At 74.7% G+C, this 19,496-nt stretch carries 18 protein-coding genes and 1 other RNA gene; 9 read left to right on the forward strand and 10 right to left on the reverse strand.

What is annotated here, in order from left to right:
• Window positions 1-17: 17 nt before the first annotated feature.
• From ACZ402_RS06615 to ACZ402_RS06635, 5 genes are read right to left on the reverse strand one after another with little or no spacing between them, the layout of a single operon-like run.
• A complete protein-coding gene (locus tag ACZ402_RS06615) occupies window positions 18-503 on the reverse strand; it encodes a VOC family protein (protein ID WP_375824746.1) in 486 nt (161 codons plus the stop codon).
• The gene (locus ACZ402_RS06620; protein ID WP_375824745.1) at window positions 469-1,377 is read right to left on the reverse strand and encodes a helix-turn-helix domain-containing protein; all 909 of its coding nucleotides are present in this window, start codon (window positions 1,375-1,377) and stop codon (window positions 469-471) included. The genes ACZ402_RS06615 and ACZ402_RS06620 overlap by 35 nt, the downstream gene beginning before the upstream one ends.
• A 29-nt stretch (window positions 1,378-1,406) precedes the next feature.
• Complete coding sequence (locus ACZ402_RS06625) at window positions 1,407-1,796, reverse strand: hypothetical protein (protein ID WP_375824744.1); 390 nt, start codon at window positions 1,794-1,796, stop codon at window positions 1,407-1,409.
• A gap of 19 nt (window positions 1,797-1,815) precedes the next feature.
• Window positions 1,816-3,528 carry a SulP family inorganic anion transporter gene (locus tag ACZ402_RS06630; protein WP_375824743.1) on the reverse strand — a complete coding sequence of 571 codons (1,713 nt, stop codon included), beginning with the start codon at window positions 3,526-3,528 and terminating at the stop codon, window positions 1,816-1,818.
• The gene (locus tag ACZ402_RS06635; RefSeq protein WP_375824742.1) at window positions 3,525-4,007 is read right to left on the reverse strand and encodes an ArsR/SmtB family transcription factor; all 483 of its coding nucleotides are present in this window, start codon (window positions 4,005-4,007) and stop codon (window positions 3,525-3,527) included. The genes ACZ402_RS06630 and ACZ402_RS06635 overlap by 4 nt, the downstream gene beginning before the upstream one ends.
• A 92-nt stretch (window positions 4,008-4,099) precedes the next feature.
• Here ACZ402_RS06635 and ACZ402_RS06640 point away from each other — a divergent pair, with 92 nt between their 5' ends.
• From ACZ402_RS06640 to ACZ402_RS06650, 3 genes are read left to right on the forward strand one after another with little or no spacing between them, the layout of a single operon-like run.
• Complete coding sequence (locus ACZ402_RS06640) at window positions 4,100-5,143, forward strand: Nif3-like dinuclear metal center hexameric protein (protein WP_375824740.1); 1,044 nt, start codon at window positions 4,100-4,102, stop codon at window positions 5,141-5,143.
• Window positions 5,144-5,195: 52 nt separating this feature from the next.
• Window positions 5,196-5,939 (forward strand): zinc ribbon domain-containing protein, encoded by a 744-nt coding sequence (locus tag ACZ402_RS06645; RefSeq protein ID WP_375824739.1) that lies wholly within the window; start codon window positions 5,196-5,198, stop codon window positions 5,937-5,939.
• The gene (locus tag ACZ402_RS06650) at window positions 5,936-7,171 is read left to right on the forward strand and encodes a bifunctional RNase H/acid phosphatase (protein ID WP_375824738.1); all 1,236 of its coding nucleotides are present in this window, start codon (window positions 5,936-5,938) and stop codon (window positions 7,169-7,171) included. Before ACZ402_RS06645 ends, ACZ402_RS06650 begins: the two co-directional genes overlap by 4 nt.
• Window positions 7,172-7,283: 112 nt before the next feature.
• Here the strand turns inward: ACZ402_RS06650 and ACZ402_RS06655 are convergent, their stop codons facing one another.
• Both ACZ402_RS06655 and ACZ402_RS06660 read right to left on the reverse strand, forming a co-directional pair.
• On the reverse strand, window positions 7,284-7,631 hold the full coding sequence (locus ACZ402_RS06655; RefSeq protein WP_375824737.1) for a TfoX/Sxy family protein: 348 nt from the start codon (window positions 7,629-7,631) through the stop codon (window positions 7,284-7,286).
• A 65-nt stretch (window positions 7,632-7,696) separates the two neighbouring features.
• Entirely contained in the window at window positions 7,697-8,539 is an 843-nt protein-coding gene (locus ACZ402_RS06660) for a YaaA family protein (protein ID WP_375824736.1), read from the reverse strand.
• Window positions 8,540-8,625: 86 nt separating this feature from the next.
• On the opposite strand from ACZ402_RS06660, the gene ACZ402_RS06665 reads away from it, so the two are divergent.
• Window positions 8,626-9,009 carry a tautomerase family protein gene (locus ACZ402_RS06665; RefSeq protein ID WP_375824735.1) on the forward strand — a complete coding sequence of 128 codons (384 nt, stop codon included), beginning with the start codon at window positions 8,626-8,628 and terminating at the stop codon, window positions 9,007-9,009.
• A 64-nt stretch (window positions 9,010-9,073) separates the two neighbouring features.
• Here ACZ402_RS06665 and recQ read toward each other — a convergent pair whose 3' ends face one another.
• Both recQ and ACZ402_RS06675 read right to left on the reverse strand, forming a co-directional pair.
• A complete protein-coding gene (gene recQ / locus ACZ402_RS06670; protein ID WP_375824734.1) occupies window positions 9,074-10,903 on the reverse strand; it encodes a DNA helicase RecQ in 1,830 nt (609 codons plus the stop codon).
• Between the two features lie 71 nt (window positions 10,904-10,974).
• Complete coding sequence (locus tag ACZ402_RS06675) at window positions 10,975-13,053, reverse strand: HelD family protein (RefSeq protein ID WP_375824733.1); 2,079 nt, start codon at window positions 13,051-13,053, stop codon at window positions 10,975-10,977.
• 119 nt (window positions 13,054-13,172) lie between these two features.
• Between ACZ402_RS06675 and rnpB the strand changes: the two genes are divergently transcribed.
• The 3 genes from rnpB to ACZ402_RS06690 all read left to right on the forward strand — a co-directional run bounded on the left by rnpB (window position 13,173) and on the right by ACZ402_RS06690 (window position 14,689).
• An RNA gene (gene rnpB, locus ACZ402_RS06680) (RNase P RNA component class A) lies at window positions 13,173-13,585 on the forward strand.
• 469 nt (window positions 13,586-14,054) lie between these two features.
• Window positions 14,055-14,312, forward strand: a complete 258-nt coding sequence (locus ACZ402_RS06685; protein ID WP_375824732.1) for a hypothetical protein — start codon at window positions 14,055-14,057, stop codon at window positions 14,310-14,312.
• 38 nt (window positions 14,313-14,350) lie between these two features.
• On the forward strand, window positions 14,351-14,689 hold the full coding sequence (locus ACZ402_RS06690) for a hypothetical protein (RefSeq protein ID WP_375824731.1): 339 nt from the start codon (window positions 14,351-14,353) through the stop codon (window positions 14,687-14,689).
• A gap of 354 nt (window positions 14,690-15,043) precedes the next feature.
• On the opposite strand, the gene ACZ402_RS06695 is transcribed toward ACZ402_RS06690, so the two are convergent.
• Entirely contained in the window at window positions 15,044-15,283 is a 240-nt protein-coding gene (locus ACZ402_RS06695) for a ribbon-helix-helix domain-containing protein (RefSeq protein WP_375824730.1), read from the reverse strand.
• A 263-nt stretch (window positions 15,284-15,546) separates the two neighbouring features.
• On the opposite strand from ACZ402_RS06695, the gene thiD reads away from it, so the two are divergent.
• Together thiD and ACZ402_RS06705 are read left to right on the forward strand one after the other, a co-directional pair.
• Complete coding sequence (gene thiD / locus ACZ402_RS06700; RefSeq protein ID WP_375824729.1) at window positions 15,547-16,365, forward strand: bifunctional hydroxymethylpyrimidine kinase/phosphomethylpyrimidine kinase; 819 nt, start codon at window positions 15,547-15,549, stop codon at window positions 16,363-16,365.
• 206 nt (window positions 16,366-16,571) lie between these two features.
• Complete coding sequence (locus ACZ402_RS06705; RefSeq protein ID WP_375824823.1) at window positions 16,572-19,193, forward strand: phosphoenolpyruvate carboxylase; 2,622 nt, start codon at window positions 16,572-16,574, stop codon at window positions 19,191-19,193.
• The last annotated feature ends 303 nt before the right edge of the window (window positions 19,194-19,496 follow it).

Here is a 19,496-nt window from a genome sequence, read left to right on the forward strand (position 1 = left end):
GCCGTCGCCCGGCGGCGTCAGCGCCGCGGCTCGCCGCGGTAGGTGCCGAACGACCACAGGTTGCCCTCGGGGTCCTGGAGGACGAGCTCTCGGCTCCCGTAGTCCGTGTCCCGGAGGGGGATGACGACGCGACCTCCGGCCCCCGGCGCGCGCTCGCGGAGCCGCGCGTCGAGCGCCTCGATCTCGCTGTCGGGGACGACGACGTACGTGCCGCAGGTCCCGGGCTCGCGCGACCACTCGCGGTCGGGGGAGTGGCTGCCGAGCATGACCCCGCCGCCGTGCGGCCAGTCGAGCTGGGCGTGGGCGACGTCGCGGTCGTCGCCCGCCATGACGGCCGTCGCGACGAACCCGACGACGTCGGTGAGGAACGCGACGAGGTCGCGGGCGTCGTGCGCCTGGAGGGTGGGCCAGACCGTCGGCGGCGGCGCGTCGGGCACCGGGGTCGGCGCCGCGGCGGTGGGGGAGGTGTCAGCGGTCGTGCGGGTGCTCTCGTGGATGCTCATGTCCCCACCCTGGCCCGTCGGTGTGGCCGCCGGCTTGGATGTTCCCGAGCTCTTCGCGCACCCAGGCGGTCGGGCTCGTGCCGGCGAACCGGCGGAAGTCGCGCACCAGGTGGGAGTGGTCGGCGTACCCGGTCTGCGCGGCGACGTCGGCGAGCGTCCAGGCGCCCCGGCCGAGGGCGAGGCGCTGCACCTGGCGGCGTGCGGCGTCGAACCGCACGAGACCGCGCGCGGCCCGGGGCGTGACGCCGAGCTCGGCCCGGAACAGCGTCTCGAGCTGTCGCTCGCCGAGGGCGACGTGCCGCGCGACGTCGCGGACGCGCGCCCGACCCCGGCTGCGGACGAGCAGGCGCCACGCCTCCGCGACCTCGGCGCGCACCTCGGTGCGGACCGGTGGGGCACCGGGGCCGCCCGGCGGTCCGTCGCGGCCGGCGAAGGTCGCGAGGACGGGCTCGAACGCGGCGGGCCACGAGCCCGCCTCGGCGGCCTGCTCGCGCAGCCGCGCGGCGGCGGGGCCGAGGACGGCGTCGCCGTCCTCGACGAGGCCGAGGTCGCCCGCGCGCACGCCCAGCAGCGCCCGGCAGGCGAGGGGGTCGAGCGCGAGCTGCACGCCCGCCTGCTCCTGCGGCTGGTGGATGAGGGCCGGCCGGGTGTGCAGGCCGCCGACCAGCGACTCGTACCGCACCGGGACGTCGTCCGGCCCGGGCGAGGTCGGGACGACCCCGGCGGTGCTCACCACGAGCGTGAGCCACGGCGAGGGCAGGCCACGGTGGACGGGCGGCGCGCCCTCGGTGGGCGGGGTCCGGAGCCGGTAGCCGACCATCGACACGACGCCGGGCGGCAGCGCGCGGGACGGGGCTCGCACGAACTCGTGCATCCGACCACGCTAGACGGCCCGCGCACCGCTCACAGCCCGAGCGGTCGGTGCCATCCGACGTCGACGCGGAGCGTGGGGCCGGACGCCTCGTCGTCGACCTCCCCCACGCACCGGACCCGCCGGTCGAGGACCGACATCGCGTCGCACCGCCGCCCCGCCTCGTCCAGGCCGACCCGCGCACGGACGGCGTCGCGGTCGTGCCCGGGCCACGAGAGCGTCAGCTCGCGCCAGCAGCCGCCCGAGCCGCAGCCGATCCCCTCGTCGACGACCTGGACGCCGTCGGGGAACGTCGGGAGCGGGGGCGTGCCCGCCTCGTCGAGCTCGACCCGGAGCACGGGACCGACCAGCCACACGACCAGGAGGACCAGCCCGGCGGCCGCACCAGCGGCCCCGGCGCGACGGCCCACCCTGCGCTGCACCGCCGCATCGTACCGAGGGTCAGGTCGACGGGCGCAGCCCGCGCACCTGGGGGACGTCCGTGCCCCGGGCGGCGCGACGCACGTGGGAGCGCGCGTGCTCGATCGCGTCGTCGAGCGTGTCGAAGAGGTGGTTCTCGTGGCGGAGCTCGGCGAGCGCCCCGACGTTCGTGAGGAGAGACCGGTGCCGTTCCTGGACGCCCTTGACGAGCACGGTCACGCCGCGCGCCTCGAGCCCCTCGACGAGCTCGCCGAGCGCCTTGGCGCCGGTCGCGTCGACCATGCGGAGCTGGGAGAGCCGCAGGACCACGACCGCGACGTCGTCGTGCGCCGAGGCGTCGGTCACCTCGGTGAGCACGCGGTCCGCGGCGCCGAAGAACATGGAGCCCTCGAGACGGAAGAGCGCGACGTGCTCGTCGCCCGGCTGGGCGGGCCCGGGGAGCGGGTCGCGGTGCACGGCCGAGGCGCGGGCGACGGTCCGCAGCGCGAAGAACGCGGCGACGAGGATGCCGATCTCGATGGCCTGCACGAGGTCGAACGCGACGGTGACGACGGCGGTCACGACGAAGGTCGCCGCGCTGGACCGTCCGGCGCCGACCACCGAGCGGATCGTGCGGGCGCCGATCATCCGGAAGCTCGTCACCATGAGCACCCCGGCGAGCGCGGCGAGCGGGATCCGGGAGACCGGGCCGGTGGCGAGGTAGATGACGGCGAGGATCACGACGGCGTGCACGACGGCGGCGAGCCGCGTGCGGGCGCCGGAGCGCACGTTGACGGCGGTGCGGGCGATGGCTCCCGTGGCGGGCATGCCGCCGAAGAGGCCGCTCGCCACGGACGCGAGGCCTTGCCCGACGAGCTCGCGGTCGGGCTGGTAGACGGAGCCCCCGGGCGACCCGGTCTGCACCATGGACGCGGCGACGCGGGCGGACAGCAGCGACTCGATGGCCGCGAGCGCGGCGATCGCGAGGGCGGCGCCGCCGAGGTCGCGCAGCGCGCCGGGGGTGAACGTCGGCAGGACGGGCGCGGGCAGGGACGACGGCAGGGCGCCGATGCGCGGGACGGGCGCGCCGAGCACCTCGACGAGGACGGTGGCCAGCACGACCGCGACGAGCGACGCGGGGATCGCCGCGTGGGCGCGGGGGAGCAGCAGCATGGTCGCGGCGACGAGCGCGACGGACCCGAGCGTCCACAGGACCGGGGCGGGCGGGACGTCGGTCACGGCGGTGCGCACGGCCCCGACGGCGGTCACGAACGTGTTGTGGCCGGGGTCCGCGTCGACCCCGACCGCGGCCGGGACCTGCTGGAGGAAGATGATGCAGGCGATCCCGAGCGTGAAGCCCTCGACGACCGGCCAGGGGATGTATGTGACGACCCGCCCGAGCCGGGCGAGCCCCGCGACGAGGACCACGAGCCCGCCGAGGACGGTGACGAGCGCGACGGAGCCCAGCCCGTGGGTGACGACGATCGGCGCGAGCACGACGGCCATCGCCCCGGTCGGGCCGGAGACCTGGTGGTTCGACCCGCCGAGCACGGCGGCGACGACGCCGGCGATGACGGCGGTGACGAGACCGGCCGCCGCCCCGACGCCGGAGCTGACGCCGAACGCGAGCGCGAGCGGGAGGGCGACGACGCCCACGGTGACGCCGGCGAGCAGGTCGGCGCGCAGGGTCCGGGGTCGCAGGTCGTAGTCGGAGCGGCGCGGGAGCAGGTCGCGGACGGCGGCGAGGCGGCTCATGCGGAGACGGTCGACGTGGTGGCGTCCGACGCGGTCGCGTCGAGCACGGCGCGCGCCGACGCGCCCGGCAGGGCGGGGAGCCGTCGCGCGGCCTCGAGCTGGCCGGACGCGCCCGCGAGGCTCGAAAGGAGGAACGCGCGCGCGACGACGAGGAGCTCGGCGACGAGGGGCTCGGCGAGGCGGTACTCGACCGCGTTGCCGCTGCGGGTCGAGGTGACGACCCCGGCCCGGCGCAGCACGGCGAGGTGCTGGGAGAGCTGGGAGGGCTCGCACCCGGTGACGTCCAGGAGGTCGGACACGGGTGCGGTGTGGTCGGCGTCGGCCGCCAGGACCTCGAGCACCTGGATGCGGGTGGGGTGCGCGAGGCACCGGAAGAGCTCGGCCTTGATGCGGTAGAGGGGAGCGGCCTCGTCGGTGCCGCGGACGCCGTCGCCGCGGGCGCCGTCGTCGGGTCGGTCGGGGCGAGGTGTGCGGGGCACGGGTCCTCCGGTGCAGCGGGATGATGGTTTGCGCAATCCATCAAACCACGTCCGGCGGCACCCGGGCGCCCCGCGCGGGATAGCCTGCCGCCATGACCGTCGCGCCCGACCCGAGCACCGAGACGACGAGCCCCGAGACGGGCACCGCGACGACGGGCGCCGAGACGGGCACCGCGACGACGAGCGCCGACCCCTCGTCCGCCGTCCCCGTGGCCGACGCCGCCGTGCACCCGACGCTCGGTCGCGTCGTGCGGACGCTGGACGAGCTGTACCCGCCGTCGACGGTCGAGGCGTGGGACGCCGTCGGGCTCGTGGCCGGGGACCCGGGCGCGCCCGTGCGCAGGGTGCTGTTCGCCGTCGACCCGGTCGAGGAGGTCGCGGACGAGGCGCTCGCCTGGGGCGCGGACCTCCTGGTCACGCACCACCCCCTGTTCCTGCGGCCCGTGCACTCGGTCGCCGCGACGACGTTCAAGGGCTCGCTCGTGCACCGGCTCATCCGGGGCGGCTGCGGCCTGTACGTCGCGCACACGAACGCCGACGCGGCGGAGCGCGGCGTCGCCGACGCGCTCGCAGACGCCCTCGACCTGCTGCACCGCGTTCCCCTCGTCGCGCACCCGGCGCCGTCGCCGCACGAGGCGGCGTCGACCGGGACGGGCCGGGTCGGGCGCCTCGCGGAGCCGACGACGCTGCGCGGCTTCGCGCAGCGCGTCGCCGAGGTGCTCCCGCCCACGGTCCAGGGCGTGCGCGTCGCGGGCGACCTCGACGCCCCCGTGGAGTCCGTCGCCGTGGTCGGCGGGTCGGGCGACTCGCTGTTCGACGCCGTCCGGGCGAGCGGCGCCGACGTCTACCTCACGTCGGACCTGCGCCACCACCCGGTCTCCGAGCTGCGCGAGCGCGCGCGGCTCGAGGGCGGCGGCGAGGCGGGGACGCCGTTCCTCGTGGACGTGCCGCACTACGCCTCCGAGTGGCCGTGGCTCCGCTACGCTGCCGAGGACCTCGCGCGCACCCTCGCGCGCGAGCAGCCCGGGACCGCCGTCGAGACGCGCGTGAGCACGCTCGTCACGGACCCGTGGACCGCACGGGTCGCGTCCGTGCCGGCCGACCTGCCCGCCGATCCCGACGCCCCGCACGCCTGACGCCCCGACCCCGCACGCCGGCCCCGCACGGGGCCCACGAAAGGAACCACCTGTGGCCACCGCACCGCCCGCCGACCAGCTCCGCCTGCTCGACGTCCAGGAGCTCGACACGCGGGCGCAGCAGCTCGCGCACCAGCGCAAGAACCTGCCCGAGCACGCGCGCATCGCCGAGCTCGACGCCCAGATGGCGGACCTGCGGGGCAAGCTCGTCGAGTCCCGCACGGCGGTGAGCGACCTCAAGCGCGAGCTCACCAAGGCCGAGACCGACGTCGAGCAGGTGCGCACCCGCGCGGCGCGCGACCAGTCGCGGCTCGACTCGGGGCAGGTCGGGGCCAAGGACGCGCAGGCGCTCGTCGCCGAGCTCGAGTCCCTCGCGCGCCGCCAGGGCGTGCTGGAGGAGGTCGAGCTCGACGTCATGGAGCGGCTCGAGGCGCACGAGGAGGCGCTCGCCAGGCTCGAGTCCGCGAACGCCGAGCTCGAGGCCGCGAAGGCCGAGGTCGTGGCCGTGCGCGACGCGCGCTTCGCCGAGCTCGACGCCGAGGCCGGCCAGGTCGCGGGCAAACGGACCGACGCCGTCGCGGGCCTCGACGCCGGGCTCCTCGCCCTGTACGAGCGCGTGCGCGACCAGAACGGCGGCCGGGGCGTCGTCGCGCTGCGCGGCCAGCACGTCGACGGGCTGAACGTGTCCCTGAGCCCGGCCGAGCTCGCAGCGATCACGTCCGCCGCGCCCGACCAGGTCGTGCGGCTCGAGGACTACGGCCACATCGTGGTGCGGCCGGAGGGCGCCGGCGCGTGAGCGCGGACGGTCGGCGGCACCTCGTCGTCGAGGCCGACGGCGGGTCCCGGGGCAACCCGGGCCCGGCGGGCTTCGGCGCGCTCGTGCGCGACGGCGCGAGCGGGCAGGTCCTCGCCGAGCGCGCCGCGTTCCTCGGGACGACGACGAACAACGTCGCCGAGTACTCCGGCCTCGTCGCGGGGCTGCGCGCCGCCGCGGAGATCGACCCGGACGCGCGGGTGACCGTGCGGATGGACTCGCGGCTCGTCGTCGAGCAGATGTCCGGGCGGTGGCAGATCAAGCACGACGACATGCGCCGCCTCGCCGCCGAGGCCGCCGCGGTGCTGCCGGCGGGCCAGGTCGCGTACGAGTGGGTGCCACGCGCGCAGAACTCCGCGGCGGACGCCCTCGCGAACGAGGCGATGGACACGGCGGGGACGGTCGCGCGCGACTACCCGCCCGCCGCCGCGCCGGGTGGCGGCGACGACGAGCCCGAACCCGCCGCCGCCGGCGCGCCCGCCGAGGTCCCGGGGGAGTCGGCCGCGTTCGACACCCCCGCCCGCCCGTCCGGCGCCGCGGTCCGGTTCGACGACGCGCCCGCCCTTACCGTCGTGCTGGTGCGGCACGGGCAGACGCCGCTCACGGTCGCGGGCGCGTTCAGCGGGTCGTCGGTCCCCGGCCCGTCGCTGACGGCGCGGGGGCGCACGCAGGCCGCGCAGGCGGCCGACCTGGTGTTCCGAATTGGACGCCAGGCCTGGCCCGACCTGCCACGCCCGACCGCGATCGTCGCCTCGCCCATGGTGCGCGCGCAGGAGACGGCGCGCGCGGTCGGCCGCCGGCTCGGCGTCCACGTCACGACCGACGACCGGTTCGCCGAGGTCGACTTCGGGGAGTGGGAGGGGCTCACCGCCGCGGAGATCGACGCCGCGTGGCCGGGCCGCCTGCACGCGTGGCACACGACGGGCACGACCGCGGCCCCGGGCGGCGAGTCCTACGCCGACGTCGGCGCGCGCGTCTGGCACGGGCTCCAGGACCTCGTCGACACGCTCCTGCCGGGTGCGGGACCGGCGGGCCGGACGACGGTCGTCGTGGGCCACGCGGTGCAGGTGCGCGCCGCGATCGGCACCGCGCTCGGCGCGCCGCCGTCGCAGTGGTCGCGCGTGCGCGTGCCCCCCGCGTCGGTGAGCATCCTGCGCCTGTGGGCCGACGGCACGAGCGAGCTCACCGCCCAGGGCGTCCTGAGCGACCTCTGACGTCCGTCCTCCGCGAGATAGAGCCTCCGGTCGCGAGGTAGAGCTCCGCGCGTTCTACCCCGAGGCGGCGGGTTCTACCTCGCCGGCGGAGTCCGGCGCCGCCGCGGCGCGTTCACACTTCTCCGGGGTTTTTTGCCTTGGCGGGTTCCGTGAGGGCGTGCTCGACGGCCGTCGCGACCCACGCGTCGAGATCGTCCGGGTCGGCGACCCGTGCGCCGTCGACGAGGATCATGCCCGTCATCGGGCGACCGCCCATCTCCATGACCGTGCCGCCACGTTCGAGCGCGGCGCCCGTGCCGTCCTTGCCGACCCGCACCATGAGGTCGTCCCGGGTCACGCCGAGCGCCATGTGCGTGTTGACGAGGAACGCGATGCCGCCGAACATCTTCCGCTCGTCGAACGGAGCGCGCGGCCCCAGAGCGCCGCGGATCCGCTCGGCGAGGTCCTCGCTGTAGACCATGCGTCCACTGTGGACCTCGCCGCGCCGGGCCGCAGCGGGTGCGGGCCTGGGACCCGGTCGATCGCTCAGGCGATGACGAGCTCGAGCGTCCGCGGGCCGGTGCGGGTCGTGGCGTCGTGGAGCGTCGCCTCCAGGAGGCTGTAGCTCAGGCCCGAGCCCACCTCGGTGCCGATCACCGTGCCGACGAGCTCGCCCGCGGCGTCGAGCAGCTCTGCGGCCGACGACGGCGACGCCGCAGTCCGGCGCAGCAGGTGCCCGGCGAGCACGCCGCGGGTGTGCTTGGCGTTGTGCGAGACGACGGTGCGCTTCCCGGCGTGCTCGCGCACCACCCGCACGGCGACCCAGTCGGCCGACCGCGGACCGGTCGTCGCGGGCTTCCACGCGCCCACGTACGTCGCGGACCGGCAGTCGACGACGACGTCCCCGGCCGCACGCTCGTCGAGCACCGGGGCGAGGTGCGGTCGCCACGCGGCCGCGAGCTTCCCGACCCCCGGCAGGTCGACGGCCATGGAGAGCCGGTAGGCGGGGACGCGGTCGGCGGGGGAGAGGGCGCCCCACAGCGCCGACACGACGCGGACGTCCTCGCGCGCCCGGCGCGCGGTCTCGCCGCCCGACGCGAGCGCGCCCGCGAGGTCGGCGGCGCCGTAGAGCACGCCCGTGTAGATGTCGGCCGCGGACCCCGCGGGCGCGGTGCGCAGGGCCGTGTTGCGGCGCACCTCGTCGACGAGCCCCGGCGTCGTACCGAGGACGTCGTGCGCGTCCGGGCGCGCGCTCGCCGCGGCGAGCGCGTCGAGGACCTGCACGCGGTGCGCAGTGAGGGCGGGAGAGGTGAGCGCAGCGAGGTCGACCGGCGCGGCGCCGTCGGGCGCGGGGGTCTTGCCCTCGGACGGGGGGAGCAGCACGAGCACGCGGCCACTCTACGAGCGGACGCCGCGTCGTCGCGGCGGGTGACCAGGGACGACGGCGTGGGGTGCGTCACGGCTAGGCTCGCCCGATGGCCCAGGTGAAGATCTACGGACGGCGCAGCGTGTGGGGCGAGCGGCGGGCGGAGGTGTCCGACGCGCTGCACGATGCGCTCGTGCGCACCTGGCAGCTCCCGCCGGACAAGCGGTTCCACCGCTTCCTGCTCCTGGATGACGACGACCTGGTCGCCCCGCGCTCGGACGCGTACCTCGTCGTCGAGGTCGTGTGCTTCACGGGCCGCACGCGCGAGGCCAAGCGGTCGCTCATCGCGGCGCTGTACGACGACGTCGTGCCCGCCCTCGGCCTGACCCCGGACGACGTCGAGCTCGTGATCCTCGAGAGCCCGCGCGAGAGCTGGGGCATCCGTGGGGTCAGCGGCGACGAGCTCGCGCTGTCGTACCGCGTCGACGTGTGACCGATCCCGCGGACGGCCCCCGTTCAGGCGACGGGGGACGGCCCTGAGCCCGGTGTGGGCCGGCTCATCCTCCCTCGGCGACGACCGCCAGCACCGCGTCGCCGTACCGGGCGAGCTTGTTCTCACCGACGCCGCTCACCAGCGCGAGCCCGTCGAGCGAGCCGGGCCGGGCGGTCGCGATCCCCCGGAGCGTCGCGTCCCCGAACACGATGTAGGCGGGCACGCCCTGGGCCTTCGCTTCCCCCGCCCGCCAGGCGCGCAGCGCCTCGAAGAGCGGGACGTCGGCCTCGGCCAGCTCGGCGGCGGCCGCCCCCTTCCGTGCCTTCGCCGCACGCGCCGGGCGCGCCGGCTCGTGGCGCATCCGGACCTCGCGACGCCGGGCCAGGACCTCCCCGCTCCCCTCGGTGAGCACGAGCGTCCCGTGCACGCCCTCGACCGTGAGCAGCCCCTGGGCGAGGAGCTGACGCACCACGGCCCGCCACTCGTGCTCGGACAGGTCGTTCCCGACCCCGAACACCGACAGCTCCTGGTGCCGGAACCGTCGGACCTTCTCCGTGTCCCGGCCGAGGAGGATGTCGACGACCTGCCCGACGCCGAAGCTCTGCCCGCGCTCGCGGTCCAGGCGGAACACGGTCGAGAGCACCTTCTGTGCGGCGACCGTCCCGTCCCAGGCCTCGGGCGGGGCCTGACACGTGTCGCAGGATCCGCAGCCCCCCGGGTGGTCCTGCCCGAAGTAGGCGAGGAGCTGGGCCCGGCGGCACTCGACGGTCTCGCAGAGGGCGAGCATCGCGTTGAGGTGCAGGCCCAGGTTGCGCCGGTGCGCGGCGTCGCCGTCGGACGTCGCGATCAGCTTGCGCTGCTGCACGACGTCGGCGAGGCCGTAGGCCAGCCAGGCGGTGGACGGCAGCCCGTCACGCCCGGCGCGCCCCGTCTCCTGGTAGTACCCCTCGACCGACTTGGGCAGGTCGAGGTGCGCGACGAACCGGACGTCGGGCTTGTCGATGCCCATGCCGAACGCGATCGTCGCCACCATGACGAGGCCGTCCTCGCGCAGGAACCGGGCCTGGTTCGCGGAGCGCACCGACGCGGGCAGCCCTGCGTGGTAGGGCAGCGCCTCGATCCCGTTCTCGACGAGCGTCGCGGCGGTCTTCTCCACCGACGCGCGCGAGAGGCAGTAGACGATCCCCGCGTCCCCGGCGTGCTCGGTGCGCAGCAGGTCGAGCAGCTGCTTCTCCGGACGGTCCTTGGGCACGATCCGGTAGGTGATGTTGGGCCGGTCGAAGCTGGACACGAAGTGCCGCGCGCCCTCCAGGTCGAGGCGCTGGGCGATCTCGGCCCGCGTGGCCGCCGTCGCCGTCGCCGTCAGCGCGATGCGCGGGACGGACGGCCAGCGCTGGTGCAGCACCGACAGCTCGAGATAGTCGGGCCGGAAGTCGTGCCCCCACTGTGACACGCAGTGCGCCTCGTCGATCGCGAAGAGCGCGATCGGGGTCCTGTCGAGCAGGTCGAGGGTGGCGCGGCTGCGGAGCCCTTCCGGTGCCACGTAGAGCAGGTCGAGCTCGCCCGCTACGAGTTCACGCTCCACGGCGCGGCGGTCCTCGACGGACAGCGTGGAGTTGAGGAACGCCGCGCGCACGCCGAGCGCGGCGAGGGCGTCCACCTGGTCCTGCATGAGGGCGATGAGCGGGGACACCACGACGCCGGTCCCCGCGCGGACCAGGGCGGGGATCTGGTAGCACAGCGACTTGCCCCCGCCGGTGGGCATGAGTACCAGGGCGTCGCCGCCGCCGACGACGGTGTCGATGATGGCGGCCTGCTCGCCCCGGAACGAGTCGTACCCGAAGACCCGCCGGAGCACGTCGAGAGCCGGTTCGGTCGCAGTCGCTGTGGCCACCAGGGCACCCTACCGACGAGGTCCGACACGACGGTCCCGGCGCGCGACCGTCCCGCGCACCGGGGCGCCCGTCACGGACGGCGGAGCTCGGCGGGCAGGTCGTCGCGGTGGCGGACGGCGAGGGAGGTCACCGCGCGGGTCAGGCAGACGTACAGGCGCCGCAGCCCCGTGACCCGGTCGGCCTCGCCCCGGACGACGCCCTCCGGGTCGTCCAGCACGACGTGGTCGAACTCCAGCCCCTTCGCGAGCGACGCGGGCACGAGGTCGAGGCGCGCGTCGAACTCGACCGCGCCGTCGTCGTCCGACGCCTCGCCGACGACCGCGAAGGCGAGGCCGGCCTGGGTGAGCGCCCTGCGCGCGGCCTCCGCGCCGCCGTCGGGCACGATCAGACCGACCGACCCCTCCCGGGCGAGCGCCGTGCGGACCAGGTCCACCAGCGGCTCCGTGGTGAGGACCAGCTCGCCCCGGGCGCGACGGACGGCGACCGGGGGAGCGAGATCCGGCGCGATCGAGGGCAGCAGGCGGGCCGCGTACTCGATGACGTCGCCGGGGACGCGGAAGCCCGCGGTGAGCTGCTCCACGTGGCCGTCGGGCTTGCCGAGGTGCGTCAGTGCGTCGGTCCACGAGGAGACCCCCCACGGCGTCGTCGCCTGCGCCAGGTCGCCCAGCACCGTCAGCGAGCCGGTGCGCGCCCGGCGCCCGAGAGCGCGCAGCATCATCGGCGACAGGTCCTGCGCCTCGTCCACCACGACGTGCGCGACCGACGCGCCGCGGGCCAGCAGGTCGGCGACCTCGTCGAGCAGGACGAGGTCGGCCAGCGTCCAGCGGGCCGTGCCCGGCGTCCGGGACGGTCGGGCCGGGCGCAGCAGCTCCTGCTCGGCCGCGGTGAGGACGCCGTCGGCGCTCGTGGCGAGGAACGCAGGGTCGACGAGGAGCCGGTGCAGCAGCGCCGTCGGCGTGACCTTCGGCCACACCGCGGCGGTGTAGTCCCGGACCGGTCGGGTGCGCGCGAGCGTGTCCCAGGCCCGCTCGTCGAGCGCCTCGCCGGACTCCTCGATCTGCACGAGGACCCGGTGCGCGAGCGCGTGCCGCAGGTGGTCGCGACCGGCGTCGAAGCGTGGCTCCCGGCCGACCACCTGCGCGACGCACTCGCGCGCCTCGTGCGCGGCGACGCGCCAGCGGCGTGCGCCGCGCGGCAGCACCAGGGCCTCGGACGGCTCCGCCACGTGGGACCACACGGCGCGACGGAGCACCTCGGCCATGCGTGCGTCGCCCTTGAGCCGGGCGACGTCCGGCGGCTCCGTCCCGCGCAGACGCCCGTGCGTCGCGACGATCTCCTCGACGGTGGTCTGGGCCGCGTCGACCTCGCCGAGGGCGGGCAGCACGTCGCGGATGTACCGCAGGAAGCTCGCGTTGGGCCCCACGACGGTCATGCCGGCGCGGCTCACCCGCTCCCGGTGGGAGTACAGCAGGTACGCGGCGCGGTGCAGCCCGACGGCGGTCTTGCCGGTGCCGGGCGCGCCCTGCACGACGACGGTCCGGTCGAGCCCGCTGCGCACGATGACGTCCTGCTCGGGCTGGATGGTGGCGACGATGTCGCGCATCGGGCCGGTACGGGGCCGCTCGATCTCGGCCTCGAGGATCGCGGAGGACTCCGCACCGGGACCCGGGGCGGTGAGCGACTCGTCCTCGAAGCCGGTGAGGGCACCGCGCTGGAAGCCGTAGCGGCGGCGGACGGCGACGCCCATCGGCTCGGTGCGGGTGGCGCGGTAGAAGGGCGTGCTCACGGGGGCGCGCCAGTCGACGACGAGCGGGTCGCCCTCGGGGTCGGAGACGTGGCGACGGCCGATGTGGAAGACCTCGGCGGGCGCGCGGTCCACGGCGTCGAGGTCGATGCGTCCGAAGAAGAGCGGGACCTCCGGGTCGTCAGCGAGCTGGGCGAGCCGGCGGGCGAGCGCCGCCTCGAGATACTCGGCGCTGACCCGGTCCCCGGCGAGGGCGTGGAGCGACCGGGCCTGCTCGCGCATGCGGGCCAGCTGCGTGCGGGCGGCGGCCAGGAACTCCTGCTCCCGAGCGAGCTCGCCGGACGCGTCCCCGGCAGGTGCGCGGGTCGGTGCGTCGGGGCCGGACGGTACGGCGGGGGCGGGCACGTCAGACCTCCGGGATCCGGGTGTGAGGGGGCGGGCCATCCTACGGGGGCGCCGCCCCTCCGGTGGGCCGGTCGCTGGTTCGACGATCCGCCCGGGACCGGTAATCTTGCCCGTGCGGACGAGTCGGTCGGACGGTCGCGTCGAGGGGCCTCGTGCTCCTCGCCGAGGAACGTCCGGGCTCCGAAGGGCAAGGTGGTGGGTAACGCCCACCCGGGGTGACCCGCGGGACAGTGCCACAGAGAACAGACCGCCGCGTCAGGCAGGCTTCGGCTTCGCCCGGCGCGGTAAGGGTGAAACGGTGGTGTAAGAGACCACCAGCGGGCCGGGTGACCGGCCCGGCTCGGTAAACCCCACCTGGAGCAAGGTCAGACAGACTGTGTCGGAGGGCTGCCCGCCCGATTCTCTCCGGAGAAGCACAGTCGGGTAGACCGCTCGAGCCCTGCGGCGACGCAGGGCCTAGATGGATGACCGTCGCCCGCGCGAGGGTGACCTCGCGCGGGAACAGAACCCGGCGTACAGACCGGCTCGTCCGCTTCAACGCTTTGACCTGCGGAAACGCAGGGAATCAGACCGCTTCGACGCCCAGTGGCCGCGAAGTGGCCGCACGAGACGGCGCTACCTAGCGCGTTCTCGATGACGTCGCGCGTCCGGTCGTCCGACTCGGGGAACAGCGTGAGTACGTGTCGAGCGTCTCCGACGCGCTCGCGTGACCGAGGCGTGCCACGTTGCGGAACACGAGCGCGGTCGGGACGGCGGGGTAGGCGTCCAGATGGTCCGTGAGCGCGTCCACGGCGACCTGCGGGAGCGGGACCGTGCGGTCGACTCGCGTCCCTCTTGAGTGGTCCTGCCCCGGCCAAGCCGCTGCTTCCGGGAGGCCGCACGCCAGGCTCCCGAGCGCGAGACGGGAAGTGGCCCAGTCGGCTCCTGAACCCGTTGTCGGCCGGTGCGCAGGTGTCTAGCCGAATAGACGCTTGCGTGTCTATTCGGTTAGACTTACGCTCATGGTCCAAGGCACCCGCTCCGCGTCGCAGGTACTCAAGGCGGCACGCAAGCACGCCAAGAGCCTCGGCTGCACGGTAGAGCAACTCCCCAAGCGCGGGAAGGGCTCACACACAATCTGGGTTGTCCTGGACAAGGAGGGCACGGAGGTCGGTCGCATCGGCCTCACCGGCCACGCGGGGCAGATGTCGCAGACGGTGACTCGCTCCAACGAAGATGCACTCGAACCGCTCTTCGGGAAGGGATGGCTAGACAAGTGAAGCGCAAGGTACGTGTCACTCGCGAAGGGCGTTGGTGGGTGGCAGTTGTCGAGGGAGTGCCTGGCGGCGCAACCGAGACGCAACGCCTGGCGGACCTTGAGGGCGAGGTCCGTGACCTCCTCGCCGGACTGCTCGACGAGGACGAAGACTCCTTCGAACTGTCTTGGGATCTCACCGCCGTCCTCGGAGACGAAGGCCAGGCGATGTGGGAGGCGTACATGCGAGAGCGTGAAGAGCTCAACGCGCGGCGCCGAAAGTTCGAAGAGGATCGCAAGGCAACCGTCCGATTGCTACACCAGGCAGGCGTGAGCGTTCGCGACTCCGCCACCTTGGTCGATCTGTCACACCAGCGGGTATCCCAGCTGCTGGACGCATAGTTCGTGACGCACAACGCGAAAGGCTCCGCACCCGACATGGGTGCGGGGCCCTTCGCGCTGTGGGGCGGTCACTGGATGTTCTTGTGCTCCCAGCCGCGCGAGTTGGGCGCGTGGCGGGCAGTCCGCAGATGGTCCGCAAGAGCGCCACGAGCCCCCGAGTCCTTCGACCCTCCCAACGCGTCGAGCCGCGGATCCCCGACGTTCCCGACGCAAACGTGACACCCGCGGACAGTCGACGACCCCGCCGGTAGAACCCGGCGTGCAGACCGGCTCGTCCTCACTCCTCGTCCCGCCGCGCGTCGATATGGTCGAGCCGGTCGCGCGCGTAGTGCTTGCGAGCGGAACGGTGAACCTTCACGCCACGTGGGCCCAGGCGCGCACCGCGGCGCGTATCGCCTCCGACTCGCTGCTCAACCCTTCGGCCTCGGCGCGCGCCTTGAGCGCGGCCAGCGTCGGTCCGTCGAGACGTACTGTCACCGGCTTTCCCGGCCCGGCGCCCACGGTCGGCCGACCGCGACCGCGGCGCCGGAGAGCGGGGAGGTCGTACCCTGCCTCGGCCTCGTCGGCCCATGCCTGTATCTGCTCGTCGGTCACCGGTCGACCGTGGATCGTCTCGTGCGTGTCCCCATCACCCATCAAAATAATGTACACGAAATTACTCGAGTGATGGCGCTCCGTCGATCTGGATGGGGAAGAACAGGCTGCGGAAGGCGGCCGTGTTGCCACGAGCGCGGCGCGTACCATGTCAGGCGTGGAGGCCCGGGCCGACGATCGACCACTTGCGGCGCGCCGCCCGCTCCGCCCGTCGTCCGGCTCCCCGGCGACGATCTCCGACCACCTCCGACCGAGGAGAACCCATGTCGCACGACGACCCCCGCACGCCCCCGCTCGCCTACGTCATCGCCGGGTCGGAGGCGACGGGCGGTGCCGGCATCCAGGCCGACCTCAAGACGTTCCAGGAGCTGGGCACGTACGGCGTCGGCACGCTGACGTGCATCGTCTCGTTCGACCCGAAGAACGACTGGGGTCACCGGTTCGTCCCGGTCGACCCGCAGGTGATCGCCGACCAGTTCGAGGCGGCGACGGTCGCGCACGAGCCGTCGGTCGTGAAGATCGGCATGCTCGGCACGCCCGCGACGATCGACGTCGTCGCGCAGTCGCTGCGCTCGCGCTCGTGGGAGCACGTCGTGCTCGACCCGGTGCTCATCTGCAAGGGCCAGGAGCCGGGCGCGGCGCTCGACACGGACACCGCGCTGCGTGCGCAGGTCCTCCCGCTCGCGACCGTCGTGACGCCCAACCTCTTCGAGACGCGCACGCTCGCGGGCGTGGAGTCGATCGAGACGGTCGAGGAGCTCGTCGAGGCGGCGCGCAAGGTCCAGGCGCTCGGACCGCGCGCCGTCGTCGCGAAGGGCGGCGTCGAGCTGCCCGGCCCGGACGCGGTCGACGTGCTGGTCGACGGCGACGAGGTGCACGTGCTGCGCACGCCGAAGATCGGCGAGGAGCGCGTCAGCGGCGCGGGCTGCACGTTCGCGGCCGCGATCACCGCCGAGCTCGCGAAGGGCGCCTCGGTGCTCGACGCCGCGCGCGTCGCCAAGGACGTCGTCACCGCCTCGATCGAGGACCGCGTGGCGTCGAACGCGCCGTTCGACGCCGTGCGCGTCGGCGCGCGTCGCTGACAACCGCGCGACCGGCGCTCGACCGACGATCACCCCTCGGACGCCTTCACGTCCCCTGACGGTCAAGGAATACTCTCGTCACCGTGAACGACCTCTCCCCTTCGGAACTGTCCCCGTCGCCGGGTGCTGCCGACGCCCCTGACCGGGTCGCCGCCGACGTCTCCGACGACACCGGGCACGCAGGGCGCGGCCTCGCCCGCCACGACGTGCCCGCCCCGCTGCGCGACGACGTCCGCCTGCTCGGCGGTCTGCTCGGCACCGTGCTCCGCGAGACGGGCGGGCAGGACCTGCTCGACGACGTCGAGCGCCTGCGCGAGCTGTCCATCCGCGCGTACGACGACTCGTCCGGCGCGGTGCTGGCCGAGGCGGAGACCCTCGTCGAGGGTCTCTCCATGGCGCGCGCCGAGCAGGTCGCCCGCGCCTTCACGTGCTACTTCCACCTCGCGAACCTCGCGGAGGAGTACCACCGCGTGCGCGTCCTGCGCGAGCGCGAGGCCGAGTTCGCGACCCGCGCGACGACGCCCGACGACTCCCTCCCGGAGGCGTTCGAGCAGCTCGTCGGCGAGGTCGGTCGCGACGAGGCGCTGCGCCGCCTCCGCCGGCTCGAGTTCCGCCCGGTGCTCACGGCGCACCCGACCGAGGCCCGCCGTCGTGCGGTGTCCGGCGCGGTCCGCCGCATCGCGACCCTGCTCGACGAGCGGGACGCGCAGCGCCTCGGCGGCACGTCGCTCGCGGAGAACGAGCGCCGTCTGCTCGCCGAGATCGACACGATGTGGCGCACCGCGCCGATCCGCGAGCACAAGCCGTCCGTCCTCGACGAGGTGAAGACGGCGCTCGGCGTGTTCGACGCGACGATGTTCGACACGTTCCCCACGGTCTACCGGCGCCTGGACGACTGGCTCCTCGGCGACGAGGCGGGGCGCGAGGAGCCGCTCGTGCGGCCGTTCGTCAGCCTCGGCACGTGGATCGGCGGCGACCGCGACGGCAACCCCAACGTGACGGCCGAGGTCACGCGCCAGGCCGCGGCGATCGCGGCGGACCACGCGCTCGCGGCGCTCGAGCAGCAGACGCGTGCCGTCGGCCGCAAGCTCACGCTCGACCAGGACGGCACGCCGCCCTCGGACGGGCTGCGGGCGCTCTGGGAGCGGCAGCGCCGCCTCTCGGAGGCCGTGACCTCCGCCGCGTCGGCGGCGTCCCCGCGCGAGCCGCACCGCGCGGTCCTGCTCGTCGTGGCGGACCGGATCGCCGCGACGCGCGCCCGCAACGCGGACCTCGCGTACGCGACGGCGGAGCAGCTCGAGTCCGACCTGCGCGTCGTCCAGGAGTCGCTCGTCGCGGCGGGCGCTCCCCGCGCGGCGTACGGGGACCTGCAGCAGCTCGTGTGGCAGGTGGAGACGTTCGGCTTCCACCTCGCGGAGCTCGAGGTGCGTCAGCACTCGCAGGTCCACGAGTCGGCGCTCGCGGAGATCGCGGAGAAGGGCCTGCGCGGCGACCTGTCCGACCGCACGCGCGAGGTGCTCGACACGTTCCGCGCGCTCGGCGCGGTCCAGGAGCGCTACGGCGTCCGCGCCGCGCGCCGCTACATCGTGTCGTTCACCCAGAAGCCCGAGCACCTCGCGGCGGTGTACCAGCTCGCGGAGCTCGCGTTCGAGGGCGCCGACGAGGTGCCGGTCGTCGACGCGATCCCGCTGTTCGAGACCTTCGCGGACCTCCGGGCGAGCGTCGACATCCTCGAGTCGATGCTCACGCTGCCCCAGGTGCAGCGCCGGCTCGCCGAGAACGGGCGCCGCGTCGAGGTCATGCTCGGCTACTCGGACTCGTCGAAGGACGTCGGCCCGGTCTCCGCGACGCTCGCGCTGCACGACGCGCAGAGCCGCATCGCGCAGTGGGCCGAGCGGCACGACATCACGCTGACGCTGTTCCACGGCCGCGGCGGGGCGCTCGGCCGCGGGGGCGGTCCCGCGAACCGTGCCGTGCTCGCCCAGCCGCCGGGCTCGGTCGACGGCCGGTTCAAGCTCACGGAGCAGGGCGAGGTCATCCTCGCGCGCTACGGCGACCCGACCATCGCGTCTCGCCACATCGAGCAGGTCGCCGCGGCGACGCTGCTCGCGTCGGCGCCGTCGACGGAGAAGCGCAACGCCGAGGCGACCGAGCGGTACCGCGACCTGGCCGCGGCGCTCGACGTGTCGTCGCGCCGCCGGTTCCACGAGCTGGTCCGTGCGGACGGCTTCCCGCAGTGGTTCTCCCAGGTGACGCCGCTCGAGGAGGTCGGCCTCCTGCCGATCGGCTCGCGCCCGGCCCGCCGCGGCCTGTCCGTCTCCTCGCTCGACGACCTGCGGGCCATCCCGTGGGTGTTCTCGTGGTCGCAGGCCCGCATCAACCTCGCGGGCTGGTACGGGCTCGGGACGGCGCTGAAGGAGTTCGGCGACCTCGAGCTGCTCCGCGAGGCGCATCGCGAGTGGCCGCTGTTCGCGACGCTCCTCGACAACGTCGAGATGTCCCTCGCCAAGACGGACGAGCGGATCGCGGAGCGCTACCTCGCGCTCGGCGAGCGCGACGACCTCGCGCAGGCGATCCTCGACGAGCTGCGGCTCACGCGCGAGCAGGTCCTCGCCGTCACGGAGAACGCGTGGCCGCTCGCCGGGCGCCGGGTCCTGGGCCGCGCGGTCCAGCTCCGCAGCCCGTACGTCGACGCGCTCTCGCTGCTCCAGGTCCGCGCCCTGCGCGGCCTGCGCTCGGGCGCGGAGGGGCCGGTCAAGGACGAGCTGCAGCACCTCCTGCTGCTCACCGTGAACGGCGTCGCCGCCGGCCTGCAGAACACGGGCTGACCCCGCAGCGCCCCGCGCACGGCGGCCGCCACGCCGACCCGGCTCCGGGTCGGGTGGCGGCCGTCGCCGTCTGGACACCCGTCCAACTGTTGAATGAATCCTCAACGACCGGGCCGAGGAACGATATCGACGGCGTCCTGGGTAAAGTCTTCGCCAGAGGCCTACCAGCCAGCGGCATCCGTGGGGTACGCTAGCGACGACCGATCACGCCGGAGCCTCGTTGTCGCCCGACGACGTACGACACCAGGTATCGACCGATCGGTGCGTCAGGCAGGAGGCGCGGTACTCGTCGGGGTGGGCGAG

It is taken from the genome of Cellulosimicrobium sp. NPDC030954, assembly GCF_055571305.1.

Excerpts from the sequence above, each read along its gene's own strand:
- ACZ402_RS06615 (WP_375824746.1), bottom strand. The coding sequence starts at position 503 with ATGAGCATCCACGAGAGCACCCGCACGACCGCTGACACCTCCCCCACC.
- ACZ402_RS06620 (WP_375824745.1), bottom strand. The coding sequence starts at position 1,377 with ATGCACGAGTTCGTGCGAGCCCCGTCCCGCGCGCTGCCGCCCGGCGTC.
- ACZ402_RS06630 (WP_375824743.1), bottom strand. The coding sequence starts at position 3,528 with ATGAGCCGCCTCGCCGCCGTCCGCGACCTGCTCCCGCGCCGCTCCGAC.
- ACZ402_RS06640 (WP_375824740.1), top strand. The coding sequence starts at position 4,100 with ATGACCGTCGCGCCCGACCCGAGCACCGAGACGACGAGCCCCGAGACG.
- ACZ402_RS06655 (WP_375824737.1), bottom strand. The coding sequence starts at position 7,631 with ATGGTCTACAGCGAGGACCTCGCCGAGCGGATCCGCGGCGCTCTGGGG.
- ACZ402_RS06665 (WP_375824735.1), top strand. The coding sequence starts at position 8,626 with ATGGCCCAGGTGAAGATCTACGGACGGCGCAGCGTGTGGGGCGAGCGG.
- ACZ402_RS06685 (WP_375824732.1), top strand. The coding sequence starts at position 14,055 with ATGGTCCAAGGCACCCGCTCCGCGTCGCAGGTACTCAAGGCGGCACGC.
- thiD (WP_375824729.1), top strand. The coding sequence starts at position 15,547 with ATGTCGCACGACGACCCCCGCACGCCCCCGCTCGCCTACGTCATCGCC.